The organism is Bacteroides sp. AM54-2NS (genome assembly GCF_003602935.1).
GTDB lineage: Bacteria > Bacteroidota > Bacteroidia > Bacteroidales > Bacteroidaceae > Bacteroides > Bacteroides xylanisolvens.
Map to the genome: position 1 here is coordinate 265,418 of NZ_QTMZ01000001.1, position 15,424 is coordinate 280,841.

A 15,424-nucleotide genomic window follows, 5' to 3' on the forward strand; every position below is an offset into this window, starting at 1 on the left:
TGTATCTTAGCGCCCATGTTGGGTTGCTAATCCGGTAACCGTGTATGTTTGTTTTTATAATACTTCTAAAATAAAAAACGATGTTTCAGAAACTTGTAGCTATAGAACCGGTCAGTCTGGTTCCGTCGGCCGAAAAAGCGTTGTATTCATTTGCCGGTCAGGTGGTGATGTATCCTGATATACCCGCGAGTGATGATGAAATCATTGCCCGTATCGGAGATGCTGATGCGGTGCTTTTGAGTTATACCTCCCGTATCAACCGGTATGTACTTGAATGTTGTCCGAATGTGAAATACATTGGAATGTGTTGCTCGCTCTATTCCCCCGAAAGTGCCAATGTCGATATTCGTTATGCCAATGAACGGGGGATCACGGTAACAGGTATCCGGGATTATGGTGACGAGGGAGTAGTGGAATATGTAGTCAGTGAATTGGTGCGCTGTTTGCATGGCTTCGGGCAGGAATCGTGGGAGGAGTTGCCTCGTGAGATTACCGGATTGAAAGTCGGAATAGTCGGACTGGGTAAGTCGGGCGGCATGATAGCGGATGCTTTGAAGTTCTTTGGTGCTGATATTTCATATTATGCCCGCAGTGAGAAAGAAGCGGCAACTGCCAAAGGATATTGCTTTTTGCCATTGGAGAAACTTCTTGCAGAGAGTGAAGTCATTTGTTGTTGCCTTAATAAAAACACGGTTCTGCTGCATGAAGAGGAATTCAGGCAGATGGGTAACCGGAAGATATTATTCAATACCGGTTTGTCACCGGCATGGGATGAGGCTGCTTTCACTGAATGGCTGGAAGGTGACAACCTTTGTTTTTGTGACACGATAGGCGCGTTGGGGAGTGAGCAACTGCTCAATCATCCGCATGTACGTTGTATGCAGGTGTCTACTGGCCGCACGCGTCAGGCGTTTGACCGCCTGAGCGCAAAAGTATTGGCCAATCTGTCAGAATACAATGGGTGATGTGATATTAATCAGGGTGCTCACTACTGACCACCCTGCAATATCTGATGTAGCGCTATAAATGTCTACTACGGCATGCACCTGGTCATTTTTGATTTCTACCTTTTGCGTATCTCCCACAAATCCGGGGGTAGATTGTATGGATACCTGCATGTTCTCCGGACCGACAGAAGCTCGTGAGGCGGCAACTGTAACATTCACTTTGGTTGGAAAGAGGCGAATAGCTTCCGCAGCACTTCCGGAGAAGACGGTACGTTGCTCCGTTTGCAAAGAATCATCATAAGCGGGAGTCCCTTTGAGTCCGTTAGGACCTTTTTCATTGAAGAAGCGGGCCGTCGTATTTCCCATCAGAGAGGCAGTTCTTAAAACATCGAATCCACCGGTAGCTCCGGATGCGATATAGATTCGTGTACCATTTGCCTTGGCTGTTTCTGCCACTTCCTGATAGAATGTCTCGTCTGCCAAGGCACCGATAGACAAGGTAATGACAGAGGTTCCGTTTCTCAATGCCGGCAAAGCCAATTCCCGCATAGCGGCAGGAGAGGCCGATTCCACCAAATAATTTGGTTTTAATGCTAATAACTCTTCCAATGTGGCGCAAGCAATGCAAGGCTTGCCATGTTGCTGCATTTTATGAACGATGTGCGCTGCTTTTGAAGCCGTACGCGAATAGACACCTACCAAGTCATAATCTGGTAATAAGCCTTTGACAACTGCATCCGCAACGATTCCTGCAAGTCGTCCACATCCTACAATGACTAACTTTTTCATGCAACAAAGATAATACTTTTATTGGTAAGAGCTTGGATTGGTAATATGGTATTTATTTTCATCAGGTCTGTATCTGGGAATGGATTTGTCTGATAGAGTAAGACTCATTTTTATTAATAATAATGTAACATATACTCTGTCTGGCTTCTGTTTTTTCTTTATAATAGTCTGTTTGTTCCTTTAATTTATGAGCCATTTATAGTTAGGTTACGAAGATTTTCTCTACATTTGTCCGGTTAATCTCTATCATCTCATACTCACTAAAGTCTATCCGCCCAATGAAAAAGAACTGTCTACTCTGCTTTTTGCTCTTCTTTTCCTGTTATTCGGCTTTTGCTGGTGAAAGCCTGGATTCATTGTTGAATGTGCTTGATAAAACGATTAAGGAAGCCGATACTTATGTACAGATCAAAGAGAACAAACTCCATGAACTGAAAAAAGAAGCACGAAAGACACCTCCCGTTTCTGTCGAACGCTATCATCTGAATAATGATATTTATCTTGAATATAAAGTATACAGTTCCGATTCCGCACTCCACTATCTGAATGAAAATATGCTGCTGGCCCGCCAGTTGAATGACAAAGAGAGGGAACTTAAAATTCAATTGGAGCTATCCTATCTGTTATCCTCCATCGGAATGTATATGGAAGCAGCGGATATACTTAACTCGATTGATCGTCAGACATTGCCATCGTCCCTTTTGGGATATTACTATACTTGTTACGAGCATGTATATTTCGAAGCAGGAGCGGCACAACCCCGATATAAGATGTTTGCTTCCCGTTATGCAAAATTGAGCCATGCATACCGTGATTCGATGCAGGTCACTTTAGATCCGTCCTCGGCTACATACCTGTGGTTGCGTGAGACGCAATTAAGAGAAGCCGGAAAATACGATGAGGCTCTTGAATTCAGTGACCGCCGGCTTGCGGAGGCTTCTTTCGGCACACCTCAATATGCACTGGTAGCCTATCAGCGTTTCCGCCTTTTTGAGAGCATGGGCAAGAAAGACGAGCATTTGTATTATCTGGTGCTTTCAGCCATTTCAGATGTGCGTTCCGCCATTAAGGAGCAATCTTCTTTGATGGTACTGGCACAAGAACTGAATAGAAAAGGAGATTTGAAACGTGCCTATGACTATATCAATTTCTCATGGGAAATATCACAATTCTATAAAACGCGGTTGCGGAGCTGGATGAATATCACCCCGCTTTCTATGATAAACGGGAATTATCAGGATATTATCAAGCAGCAGAACCGGGAATTACTGATCTATATTACGTGCGTAGCCTTGTTGGCATTACTGTTGGTGATCGCATTAATCTATATCTACCGGCAGATGAAAGCCTTTCCATCGCGAAAAAAGGATTGCAGGAAGTAAACGAACGGCTTTTCTCGTTAAATGAAGAACTCGAAGAAGTGAACCGTCATCTTCGTTCCACCAATCTCGAGCTTTCCGAGTCCAATCTCATTAAAGAAGCCTATATTGCCCGTTTCTTCAAACTGTGCTCTGTATATGTAGACCGTTTGCAAGCGTACAGAAAGCTGGTAAACAAGAAACTGCAACGCGGGCAAGTGGCAGAATTGCTCAAGATGACACATCTTAGCAATGACATTGTAACCGTTGAAGTACAAGAATTATATGCGAACTTTGATTCCGCTTTTCTGCATCTCTTTCCTAATTTCGTGGAATCTCTCAATGCCTTATTATTGCCGGAAGAACAAATCGTTTTGAAACCGGATGAATTACTGAATACCGAACTGCGTATTTTTGCTTTGATACGTTTGGGAATAAAAGACAGTTCGCAGATTGCGGAACTTCTGCATTACTCGGTGAATACAATCTATAATTACCGTTCGAGAGTAAAAACAAAAGCACGTGTTTCACGAGACGATTTTGAAGATTTGGTGGCAAAAATCCGTTAATAAAATCTGTGCCCAATCTACCTTTTAATGTGAGCTTGCTTAGAAATAAGATATTAATAATCAGGTGGTTATTTCTTTGAGAGAATTGTAGATTTCCACTTATATTCCCTTTGCTATTTTTTATCGGGGCATTTCCCTCTATTTTTGTCATAACCGAACGGAACGAACAGGTTCCGCCTTCGGGAGTTCCTTTTTTTATTAACCTTTATAGAAATACAAATGAAAAATGAATTACTGCATTTTTTTGTTCCGGAAAAAGGAAGAAGAACAAAACGCCAGCCGATAAGCTGGTTATGCTGTTGGGCTATTCTATTGGGAATAGTCTGCAACGCTTGCTCTGACGATGATCCTGTGAAAAAGAATCCTTACCTGCAAGTAAGTACCCGTGCCCTGCTGAAAGAAGTGGTGGAGGTCAAATTCAACAACATTGATGGAAATACCGATATTACTGTCGATTTTGGTGACGGGACGGTCAAGGAAGGAAAAGCTGCTACCCCTATCACTTATGCCTATACCCAAAGTGGCGACTACACATTGCATGTTACAGCAGGTCAGTATGAGGTGCAGAAGAGAATCCGTATCTATAATCTGTTGGCACTGACGGAGGCGATGAAGCAATTCAGAGAGCCGGACAACAAAAAAGTATGGGTCATGACACACCGGGCGCACACGTCGGACAGGACTGTTCCCGAAAATTCAGTCTCTTCCGTAGAAGATGCCATTGATTCGGGCGCGGAAGTGATCGAGTGTGATACTCATGTGACAAGCGACGGAGTGGTAGTGGTATGCCATGACCAAACCATTAATGCCACTACGGATGGCACAGGCGACATCACAAAAATGACCTATGCAGAATTACAGAAGTACAACCTGAAAGACCGGAATGGCCGGGTGACTGATGAAAAAATGCCTACTCTGGAAGAGTTTCTGAAAGCAGGACGCGGTAGAATCTATTACAACCTCGACTACTCTCCGCGCACGGCTACTTCCCAGCAGGTGGTGGATATCGTGATGAAGCTGGATATGATGGAATCTGTATTCTTCTATTGTAACAGTGCGCAGAAAGCGGAAGAAGTATTGGGCATTACTCCTAAAGCACATGTGTATACATGGACAGGAAGTCATAAACCGATGATAGGGCTGCCGGGCAATTACTTTGTGCAATACAGTTACCTGACAAACGGGAAAAGCACTCCTTTGGGAAGTTCAATCAATGACGGAATGCTTGCTACGGTAAATATGCTTCCGACAAGTGGCAGTAGCGTATCCGAATGGACACTGAACGAGGATTATCTGAATGAACTCTTGCAAATCTATCCGATGGTATGTATGATACAGACGGACTTACCGGACTTGTTGATTCCGGCATTACAGGCAAGAGGGCTTCGTTAACTTTATCATCTAATATAAAAATCATCTATTTATGAGAAATATTCATTTCAAAACGTGTACCTGTCTGTTAGGTATATTGCTGATGCTGTTTTCCGGTATTCAGGCAAGAGGAGCTTCTTTAGAAGTGCAGCAGGAACGTAAAATATCCGGTACGGTGATCGACGAAAAGGGGGAACCTGTCATCGGAGCTTCGGTGGTAGTTGTAGAGACGAAACAAGGCACCATCACCAATATCGACGGTAAATTTCAGGTGAATGCTCCGCAGAACGGTCGCCTGAAAATATCCTATATCGGTTATGAGACACAAGAGGTGGCTATCAAAGACCGGCAATTACTGAAAATCGTGTTGAAAGAAGAATCCACAGCGTTGAATGAAGTGGTAGTGGTGGGTTATGGTACGATGAAACGGAAAGAAATGACCTCGGCTATTTCCCATGTCGGTGCGAAAGACCTGAATCAAATCTCCAGTCTCGATGCTTCCATGCTGTTGCAGGGGAAAGTATCCAGTGTATCTGTTTCCAATACGGCTTTGGCCGATCCGAACAGTACGGGAAGTATCCAGATTCGTGGCATATCTTCGCGTAATGCCGGGCTGGGCCCGTTGATTGTTGTAGACGGAGTGCCAGGAGGCGATATGACGAATATCAATCCCGCCGATATTGAATCGATCGATGTGTTGAAAGACGGTGCCGCTTCCGCTATCTACGGTACACGGGGTAGCAACGGTGTGATCCTTGTGAATCTGAAAAAAGGAACCCGTGACGGGGAAGTGCATACGACTTACAGTGCTGCCGTCACCTTCAATAAAGCAAAGAAAGAGCTCGACATTATGAATGCGGAAGAATATCGTGCTTACCGCACGGTTTCCAATCCACTTTCCGATATGGGAGCCAGTACGGACTGGTTTGATGCCGTTACCCGTTTGGGAGTGACACACATGCACACGTTGACCTTCTCCGGAGGTAATGCGAGAACCAATTATCGTGTAACAGCCGATTATCGCAAAGCGCAGGGAATTGACTTGCGTTCCGACCGTAGGGAATATGGTGCGCGTGCTACCATCAGCCACACAACGAAAGACGGCCTGTTTACCTTTGCAGCTAACATGACTCCCCGTGTCATCGACCGGAACAAGTCAGCCAGTGTCTATGGCAGTGTCATCAAGAATAATCCGACAATGCCGGTTTATGATCCTGAATCAGCTAACGGATATTATCGTTTTCCGTCTGGAGGCGACAGCTCGAATATTGTCGAACAATTGAATGAGGAAGAGAATGGCACAGAGATTAAATTGCTGGAATGGAATGCTACTGCTGCCGTTAATTTGTTGCCGTTGTTCAATCCTAATAATCCGAACATGGTCTTGAAATCACAGGTTACTGTTTCACAGTATCAGGTGGATAAGTTCAACGGATGGTTCATTCCGTCTACTTATGGTCCCAATGTCAATTCGGGCGTTGCCGGAAAAGCGAGCCGTGACTTTGATAAAAACACTAACAACAATCTCGAATGGGTGACCAACTTCTCTACACGCATCAAGGATCATCAAATCCGTGCAATGGTAGGTTATAGCTACAATTATGGGGTAAGTTCGGGTATGGGAGCCGAAAACTGGGACTTCTCTTCCGACGGATTGACGTACAATAATCTGGGCTCCGGTCTGGAAGCAGCCAAAGAAGGAAAAACCATGATGAGTTCTTATAAAAATGACCATAAATTAATCAGCTTCTTCGGACGTGTCAATTACGATTGGAAAGAGCGCTATCTGTTCACTTTCTCTTTACGCCACGAGGTTCCTCCCGCTTTGGTGAGAATCATAAATGGGGTAATTTCCCGGCGGTGTCTGTCGGCTGGCGTATCTCAGATGAGAAGTTTATGAAAGGACTCTCATGGATTGACGACTTGAAAGTGCGTTATGACTATGGGGTGACAGGTAATCAGGAAATAGGTAACTACCAGTCTTTGGCAACCTATAGAGCCTATGGCTGGTATCAGTATGGCGGCAACAACTTCCATGTATGGGGACCGAGTAAGAATGTCAATTCGGAACTTCGTTGGGAGAAAGGCACAATCAGAATATCGGTTTGGACTTCTCGCTCTTTAAACACAAAGTGACTGGTTCATTTAACTATTTCCACCGTAAACAAAGCGATTTGCTCGGTAGTTATTCCGTATCGGTTCCGCCCAATTTGTTCTCTACCATCTATGCCAATGTGGGTACATTGCGCAATACCGGTTTCGAGCTTGATATAACCGTAAATGCTGTCCGGACAAAGGATTTCACTTATAGTTTCACTTTAGTGGGAGCCACTAATAACAATAAGTTTGTCAGCTTCTCCAATGATGTATACAAGGGACAGAAATATTATTCCACCTGCAACATGGCGAATCCCAACAATCCTGGATATTTGCAGCGGATTGAAGAAGGCGAACGTATCGGTAACTACTTCACCTACCGTTATGCGGGAGTGGACAAAAAGGGTGACTGGCTGATTTATGACAAGAAAGGAAATGTGATTCCTGTTGCGCAGGGTACGGAAGAAGACAAGGCAGTGACCGGAAACGGTTTGCCGAAATTCACCGGTTCTATGACGCACAACTTCACTTACAAGAACTTCGACTTGACTGTTGCCCTTCGTGGTGCTGCCGGGTTTGATATATTCAATGTGCACGATTTCTATTTCGGCTTGCAGAGTATGAGTACCAACCAATTGACTACCGCCTATTCGAAGAATGCGCATATCACGACAGGTAAGAATGTGATTACCGACTATTTCATCGAACCGGGTGATTACCTGAAGATAGACAACATCACTTTAGGATATACCATGAACCTGAATAAGAAGTATATTGAAAAGATCCGTTTGTTCGGTACGGCCAACAATCTTTATACATTCACGAAGTTCACCGGTGTAGACCCTTCTACATACGAAGTGAACGGACTGACACCGGGTACTTTTGGAGGAGGATACAACTATTATCCGTCTGCCTTCCAGTTTATTTTAGGTTTACAAGTTAGTTTTTAAAAAAAGAACCATTATGAAAATAACAAAATATATCATAGGATTGAGTATGATGGCGGGCACAGTGTTAGGCTTACCGTCTTGTACGGATCTGTCGGAAACGGTGTATGACCAGGTGATGTCCAAGAACTATTATAACACGAAACAGGATGTTATCAACGCCGTTTTCCGTCCCTTTGAGCACATGTATTGCTGTATCTGGATACGCCATGAGAACGAGGAACTTCCGGCAGATCAGTTGATTACTCCCACTCGTGGCACTTGGTGGTACGATGGAGGTTTGTGGGAAATGTATCACCGTCATCAATATGATGATATCAATCAGGGCGACTGGTTGAGCGAATGGGAAAACTTTTATGTAGGTATCGGCCAATGCAATATGGTATTGGACGACTTGAACCAATTGAATCCGTCCAATTTTGGTTTGAGTGACAGTGAGTTTGAAAGTTTTAAAGCACAGTTGCGTTGTATGCGTGCCTGGGGTTATCTCCGTCTGTTGAATACCCATCGCAACTGTATTCTCACCACCACATCAGACCAGGCTGTGAACGAACTGCCGGAAAACCGGAAACAAGTCTCTCCGCAGATAATGTTCGATTTCATCGAGAGTGAATTGAAAGACTACTGTCTGGCGGCCTTGCCCTCCAAGAGTGGACAATCCGGGAATGGTAGCCAACAGGGACAGTTCACGAAAGCTGCTGCGGCATCCTTATTGGTGCGTCTCTATCTAAATGCGGAGGTATGGATCGGCCAGGCTAAATGGCAGGAATGTATCGATATGTGTAAACGTATCACGGGAGGAGAGTTCGGATATTATGCGATTGCGGATAACTGGTATGAACCTTTCGACTGGAACAATGAAATGTGCAATGAGGTGATCTTCGGTTTTCCCGGTTCTTACGGGCTGACCAGCTGGCATCTGCAAAATGACAGAAGAACGGTTTACGGACGTGGTTTGCCTTATGGTAGTGCGTATTACCTGAAAATAGAGGGAAACGGCGAACGGAATCCGAAATACGCGCTTTCACCGAGCTATGACAATCAGCAGCCACGCGAACTGTTCGACTATGGATTAGGAATGGTTACCCGGAAGTTTGCCAAATATCAGGGAGACATACGTTATAAGCAATATGTAAACACCGGTAACAATACCCGCGAAGGTATGTTTTTTCTCGAAGGTAAGATTGCCAACTCCGCTGTCAGTGGAGGATATGCCAAGAACCCGGATAATCAATATGTGATTTATTTGCGTGACCAGGTCGGACGATTTGAGGGAAATGCAGAGTCAGGTTATATCTCTAATCCGGCTTATAAGGAATCTAAATTGGGTAATGGTGACTTCAATTCCGGACTTTACTGTGTGAAGTATCCTTTCTATCCGTTTACCGGAGGTTATTATATCGAGTCCGACTATACAGAGATTCGTTTGGCAGAGATTATTTATTCTCAAGCTGAAGCCCTTCTCCGTCTCGGACAAGCAGGTGAGGCTGGCAAATTGCTGAACAGCGTGCGTAAGCGTAACTACGAAAATTTTACAGCGAATATCGCTTACCAGCCGGAAGGCAACGTAGTACTCGATCAGAAAGAAATGCTGGATGAGTGGGGACGGGAATTTCTGGCGGAAAGCCGTCGTCGTACAGACTTGATTCGTTTCGGCAGGTATCAGGAAGCATGGTGGGACAAACCACGGGATGCGGACAATCATTATGAACTGTTCCCCTTGTCGCAGACACAACTGGAACAGAATGAATACCTGAAACAGAATCCCGGTTATCCGGATATTGCCCGGTGAAATCGGTGAATTTGTGATTATTCTTATCTAATGTACAAGTTAAAAAAGAAAGAAAATGAAAAATAGTTTATTCATAATATCGAAGCTATGTATGCTGGCTTTCATTCTCCTGTTGGCACAGGGATGCCAGGAAGACTATGAGATGATAGATCCGCCGATGATGACCGACTACGACGATGATCTGGACGAAGAAGTGATTATGCAGAAAGGACTGGAGAGTTACTTCGTGACTCAATTCGGTGAAGGGGAAATGGATGGTAGTTCCTGGGAACAGGCGTTGGATGTGGCTGGCTTCCGTAAGTTGTTGAGCGGTTCTGTCGATCTGTCCAAGAGTACGATTTACATGAGTCAGGGGAAATATGTCATGTCCGAAGAAAGTGGACTTGGTGTAATCGTTCGTAAGAATGTAAAGGCGATTAAGGGCGGATATAGTCAGTTTAGCGAAGGGACCGATGTTTCGGCACGTGATATAGATGCGTATGTGACTGTTATCAGCGGCGATGTGAACGGAAATAAACAGGCGGATGCCGGTGACTGTGGTTTGCTATTGGTGAAGAAAGGGCATATTGCCATTGAGGGAGTTACTTTCCAATATGGATATGTGTCTGAAGCGGATGCCAGTACAACCGAATGTGGTAGTGGAATTTACGTGAGCGGCGGTGTTGGTGATACTTCCATCGAGTTGACCGATTGCGTGATTAGAGATTGTACGTCAGCAGTAACGACTTCTGCCAAGCAGGGTGGTCCGGCAGTCTTTGTCTTGTCGGGACAGGTGCGGCTGAATAAGGTGAACTTGCTGGATAATAAGGCTGTCGGTCGTGGAGGCGCTGTTCGTTGTAGTAGCAAGACAGCGGTGGTGTTTATGAATGGTTGTCTGTTGAAAGGCAATTCTCATAACGGTTCGTGGGGAAATGGTATTCAGATGTCGGAAGGACATATCTGTATTAACAATACCACGCTGATAGATAATATGGGGACAGGTGCCGCTTTGAACGGAGGAGGAAGCATCCTGATGACCAATAATACAATCATTGGAAATGCGAGCGATACTCATGGAGCGGTACGTTGTGAGACAGGTGCCGGTGGTGATACGAAGTTTATTAATAACCTGTTGATCTCTGAAAATCCTTCGGCTCCGAGCTTTAATCTGAATGGCAGTAACTTTGAAGCCTTTTCGAAAGGATATAATGTGTATCAGCGCGTGACGGGAATAACGATGAGCGCCTCCGATACGGCTTATCCCAATCCGGTGAATGGCACGCTGAATGAAAAGGGAGTATATGTGTGGGATCTCAATCAGATTGGTTCGGTAAAAGGATATGCTACCAAACAGGCGGTGATAGAAGTTGCGAAAAGTTTTATCCGGTGGCTTCACCTATTGCTGATTTGGGAGAAGTGTTTGTGGAGTGGATCGGTGAAGATGCTTTCGGTATAGACCAACGCGGAGTGACTCGTAATGCGAACAAGATGCAAGCCGGTGCTTATGATGCGGTTCTGACAAATTAAACTCTAAAACGACTGTAACATGAAGAAGATATTTTATATAATAGCTTTGGGTATCGCACTAGCCGGATGCTCAAATAACGAGGATGAGTTATTATCAACGGGCAGTTTCCCCGAAGATCATGTCATCCGCGTCATTACCGAAGTGAATGAACCTCTGTCGCGTGCAGGGTATGACGCCATGAATCTGGAACGTTTCGGATTAATGATCCGGAACAGCGAAAATGCTGCTTATAACTATCATAAACAAATGGTTGGTTCCGGCAGTGCATGGAGTACGTCTGACGGTCAACAGATGCTTTGGGATGCAGAAAGAACACCTGTGACGATGATAGCGTATGCGCCATTTATGAGTGAAGCCACTCCGGATGCTTCGTTGACCGTCAATGCGTTAACCAATCAGTCTACCGAAGAAAATGTGAAATCCTCCGATTTCCTGTTGATGAAAGCAACAGTTGACCCGGAGCAGGATTTAACGGCAGATGGGAAACTGAAAATCTCTTTGAATCATGCCATGAGTAAGTTGATTATAAAAATCACGGTCAATGGTACGACGGATGCTTCTATGAGTAAGTTAGGAGATATGGCTATCAATGGGGCTGTTGTCAATGCCACTTGTGATTTGTCGGCAGCGGCTCCGGCAGTTGTTCCTGCGGCGGATGCGGTAGTGGCAACTGTGGCTCCCTATAAAGGGACGGAATCTTGCGAATGTATCCTGCCTCCTCAAAAAATAGCAGAGGGCTTCTCTGTCAATTTCAGTTATGACGGGAAACTGTATATCTGGACTGCAAAAGAGGCCATTGAACTGGAAAAAGGAGTGGAACATACCTTAACTCTCAATGTAAACACAACAGTCCGACTGGCTGCTAAAATGGCCAGAAATTGGGCAACCGGGCAACTTATCGACCGGAATTAAAGAAGGAGGAGATAAACGATGAAGATTACAAAACTGATATTGGCTGCGTATTTACTGACGAGTATGGCGGCCTGTGATACAGATAAGAATATAGCTATGTACGGTGAAGATTCCGGTGCTATCCGGATTGAAGCCGCTATTAATACTGCCTTTACCCGCAGTAATCCCGGTGCGGCGGGAGATCAGCAGAAACAATTTAATGAGGGTGATGAGATTCAGTTAAGTTGTGAGGATGGGTATTTGAGCTATGTACTCTCGGAAGGAAAATGGATACCGACGGATAACTATTATTTAAGGTGGGGTGTGGAGCCGGTGACTTACTCGGCTTTCTATCCGGTGGTGAGCGGAGCCAGTACGGCCAACTTTACACTTCCCACCAACCAGCAACGTCTGGAAAACCTGGCTAAAGCCGACTATATGACATGCACTGTGGAGAATGCAACGGATGATGGTTCCCGTATTCTTCGTTTGGGTATGAACCGGAAAATGGCAAAAGTGATTATGACGCTTGCAGATGTAGGCGGACAAGGCAAGGTGCAGGGAGTAAAGATCGGTTCTTACCAGGGATACACAAATGGCGAAGTGGTATCGGGCACTTCTTTGATATCACCGTTCATTACAGTTCCCGAAGGTGGTAAGGCAGGACAGAACGGTTGCACTTATACTGCCATCGTAGCTCCCGGAAAAGCCGGAACCACCGCTACCTTTGTCTCTTTGAATTATTTGGGAGAAGATTTGGTATTACCCGGTATTCCGGAATTGAAGCCCGCAAAGTGTTATGAATTCACGCTGAAAGTGGAAGGTTCGATTATAAGTATTAGTGAACCCATTGTGTCTCCGTGGGATAGCGGTACTTTGCCGGGAGGAGATGCGGAAGAACTGCAGCTTGCAGCTTACTACGTAAAAGAACAGCCCGCCGGAAACGCAACCGGTATGGATTGGGATAATGCTATGGGAGTGGATGCGCTACGCAACTTGTTACAGACGAACGGTAACAGTGACATCTCCAACGCCAATGCAGTCAAACTGGATGGCAAGAAGATTTATGTAGCTGCAGGCTCTTATGAGATGGCGAAAGAAAATTCCGGCGTGAAGATAGAATATAGCGGTTATAGCAAGCAAGTGGAAATAACGATTGAAGGCGGATATGATCCTTCAAGCACGGGAACGGACTTGACGAAGCGTGACATTGGTAAATATACGACTGCTTTGGTTCGGAATACTGACAGTAATGCATCTGCTACAACAGATGGAATGTTTTGCCTTGGAAATCAGATAAATATAACTTTCGAGGTTGTACTTTCGACGGACAATATGGACAAGGTGAAAAAGGAAATGTAAATGGATTTTATGTAGCGGCAGGTCAATCGGGTAATGCCATTTTGCAGTTGAAGAATTGTGTTGTGAAGAACTTTAATCGTGAAAGTGCTTCTGACGCAGGTCCGGCTATTAAGATAACCAAAGGGAATGTTTTCTTGGAACGTGTAGAACTTGTGAATAACCGAGCAGCTAATCGGGGGGGAGCCATCTTAGTCAGTAATAACAATGCTCCACTACTATTCATGAATAATTGCTTATTGCATGAAAATTATGCACCGGCAGCCTGGGGAACTGCCATTCATGCCGGAAACGGATATGTCTGTATGAATAATGTAACTGTGCTTGGCACGCCGGGTACGGCTGGAACCAGTGTAACAGTCAATGGAGATGCCTACTTTATGCTTGCCAATACTACCATTGTCGGTAATGCCGGCAACCCAAATGGAGTCTTCCGTGCAGGGGGCAGGGCTTCTACAGTGGTAAATTCATTGTTTGCTAAAGGAGCCGGAAACAGGACGATTTATGCAGGTAATATCACTTCCGGCGGATATAATGTATATCAGGCTGCGGATGCAGGCTGGGGAGCTATTGCTACGGACACGGACTATTCATCCCAAACTCTTCCCGCCGCAATTTTGACCGATGGTGTTTACCAATGGACGGTAACCGGTACTATTGATGAATTTGCAACGAAACAGGCTGTAATTGATGCGGTGAAATCTTTCGATGCAACTGTGGGACAGCAATTTATCAATTGGGTGGGTGAAAACGGCTTTGCAGTAGACCAACGGGGAGTTGCCCGTAATGTCAACAAGATGCAGGCTGGTGCTTATGATGCCGGGTTGTAACAGTGAAGCAATAGGTAGTTGAATATAATTGAGTAGAAAGATTAACTAATGAAAGATATGAAGAAAAGCAGGTTTATAGTGCTTTTGTTACTTTTCTGTTTGCAGCCAGGTTTCCTGGCTGCACAACGGGCGGAGGCCATCCGCAAGGATGTATTGAATCCGCACCTGGACAAAGTATTGGTGGTGGCGCACCGTGGAAATTGGAGTATTGCCCCCGAAAACTCCCTGGCGGCTATCGATAGTGCGATTCGGATGAAAGTGGACATTGTAGAGATTGACATCCGTAAGACGAAAGATGGTCAGCTGGTGCTGATGCATGATGATACGGTAGATCGCACCACCAATGGTACAGGAAAAGTGAAAGATAAGACATTGGCTGAAATAAAGCAACTTCGGTTGAAAGATAAAGACGGCCGGCTCACGGAACATACTGTCCCTACTTTGGAAGAAGCTTTGCTGGCTGCCAAAGGCCAGATAATGGTTAATCTGGATAAGGCTTACAGCATTTTTGATGATGTATATGTGATATTGAAGAAAACCGATACTGCCGATTTAGTGATAATGAAAGGTGCCCAACCGGTGGAGACGGTGAAGCGGGAGTTCGGTTCTTATCTGGATAAGGTAATCTATATGCCCGTCGTAACGATTGATGAGGAGAAATCGATGAAGGTGGTCGAGGACTATATGGAACAGTTGCATCCGGTTGCTTTTGAGTTGTGTTACCGGAATGTTGCAAGTCCGGTGCCTGCCCAGATGGAACGCAGGCTGGCAGGGAAAAGTCTGATTTGGTATAACACTTTGTGGGCTTCTCTGGCAGGAGGACATGATGATGAGGCTGCTAGGAAAGATCCGGATGCAAGTTATGGGTATCTGATAAACAAGTTGGGGGCAAGAATCCTCCAAACAGACAGTCCGGCTTTTATGCTCGATTATTTGAGAAGTAAAGGATGGCATGACTAATCACTAA

At 45.0% G+C, this 15,424-nt stretch carries 8 protein-coding genes and 3 pseudogenes; 10 read left to right on the plus strand and 1 reads right to left on the minus strand.

The genetic code is table 11. The features are described from left to right. Positions 1-80 precede the first annotated feature (80 nt). Positions 81-965 carry a D-isomer specific 2-hydroxyacid dehydrogenase family protein gene (locus tag DXA05_RS00980; protein ID WP_118218523.1) on the plus strand — a complete coding sequence of 295 codons (885 nt, stop codon included), beginning with the start codon at positions 81-83 and terminating at the stop codon, positions 963-965. Here the strand turns inward: DXA05_RS00980 and DXA05_RS00985 are convergent. Further along, the gene (locus DXA05_RS00985) at positions 948-1,736 is read right to left on the minus strand and encodes an aspartate dehydrogenase domain-containing protein (protein ID WP_128858648.1); all 789 of its coding nucleotides are present in this window, start codon (positions 1,734-1,736) and stop codon (positions 948-950) included. The genes DXA05_RS00980 and DXA05_RS00985 overlap by 18 nt on opposite strands. Before the next feature lie 278 nt (positions 1,737-2,014). On the opposite strand from DXA05_RS00985, the pseudogene DXA05_RS00990 reads away from it, so the two are divergent. The 9 genes and pseudogenes from DXA05_RS00990 to DXA05_RS01025 all read left to right on the plus strand — a co-directional run bounded on the left by DXA05_RS00990 (position 2,015) and on the right by DXA05_RS01025 (position 15,417). After that, positions 2,015-3,663: pseudogene (locus DXA05_RS00990) on the plus strand (DUF6377 domain-containing protein). Positions 3,664-3,882: 219 nt separating this feature from the next. After that, a complete protein-coding gene (locus tag DXA05_RS00995) occupies positions 3,883-5,055 on the plus strand; it encodes a glycerophosphodiester phosphodiesterase family protein (protein WP_118195100.1) in 1,173 nt (390 codons plus the stop codon). Between the two features lie 31 nt (positions 5,056-5,086). Continuing rightward, a pseudogene (locus tag DXA05_RS01000) lies at positions 5,087-8,081 on the plus strand (SusC/RagA family TonB-linked outer membrane protein). A gap of 13 nt (positions 8,082-8,094) precedes the next feature. Next, complete coding sequence (locus DXA05_RS01005) at positions 8,095-9,870, plus strand: RagB/SusD family nutrient uptake outer membrane protein (protein WP_128858649.1); 1,776 nt, start codon at positions 8,095-8,097, stop codon at positions 9,868-9,870. A gap of 55 nt (positions 9,871-9,925) precedes the next feature. Continuing rightward, a pseudogene (locus DXA05_RS01010) lies at positions 9,926-11,376 on the plus strand (right-handed parallel beta-helix repeat-containing protein). A gap of 19 nt (positions 11,377-11,395) precedes the next feature. After that, a complete protein-coding gene (locus tag DXA05_RS01015) occupies positions 11,396-12,289 on the plus strand; it encodes a fimbrillin family protein (protein WP_128858650.1) in 894 nt (297 codons plus the stop codon). 18 nt (positions 12,290-12,307) lie between these two features. Beyond that, a complete protein-coding gene (locus DXA05_RS26780; RefSeq protein ID WP_284515334.1) occupies positions 12,308-13,630 on the plus strand; it encodes a fimbrillin family protein in 1,323 nt (440 codons plus the stop codon). Further along, positions 13,549-14,457, plus strand: a complete 909-nt coding sequence (locus DXA05_RS26785; protein ID WP_284515335.1) for a hypothetical protein — start codon at positions 13,549-13,551, stop codon at positions 14,455-14,457. Before DXA05_RS26780 ends, DXA05_RS26785 begins: the two co-directional genes overlap by 82 nt. 57 nt (positions 14,458-14,514) lie before the next feature. After that, positions 14,515-15,417: a glycerophosphodiester phosphodiesterase family protein gene (locus tag DXA05_RS01025; protein WP_165861458.1), complete on the plus strand. Its 903-nt coding sequence runs from the start codon at positions 14,515-14,517 to the stop codon at positions 15,415-15,417. The last annotated feature ends 7 nt before the right edge of the window (positions 15,418-15,424 follow it).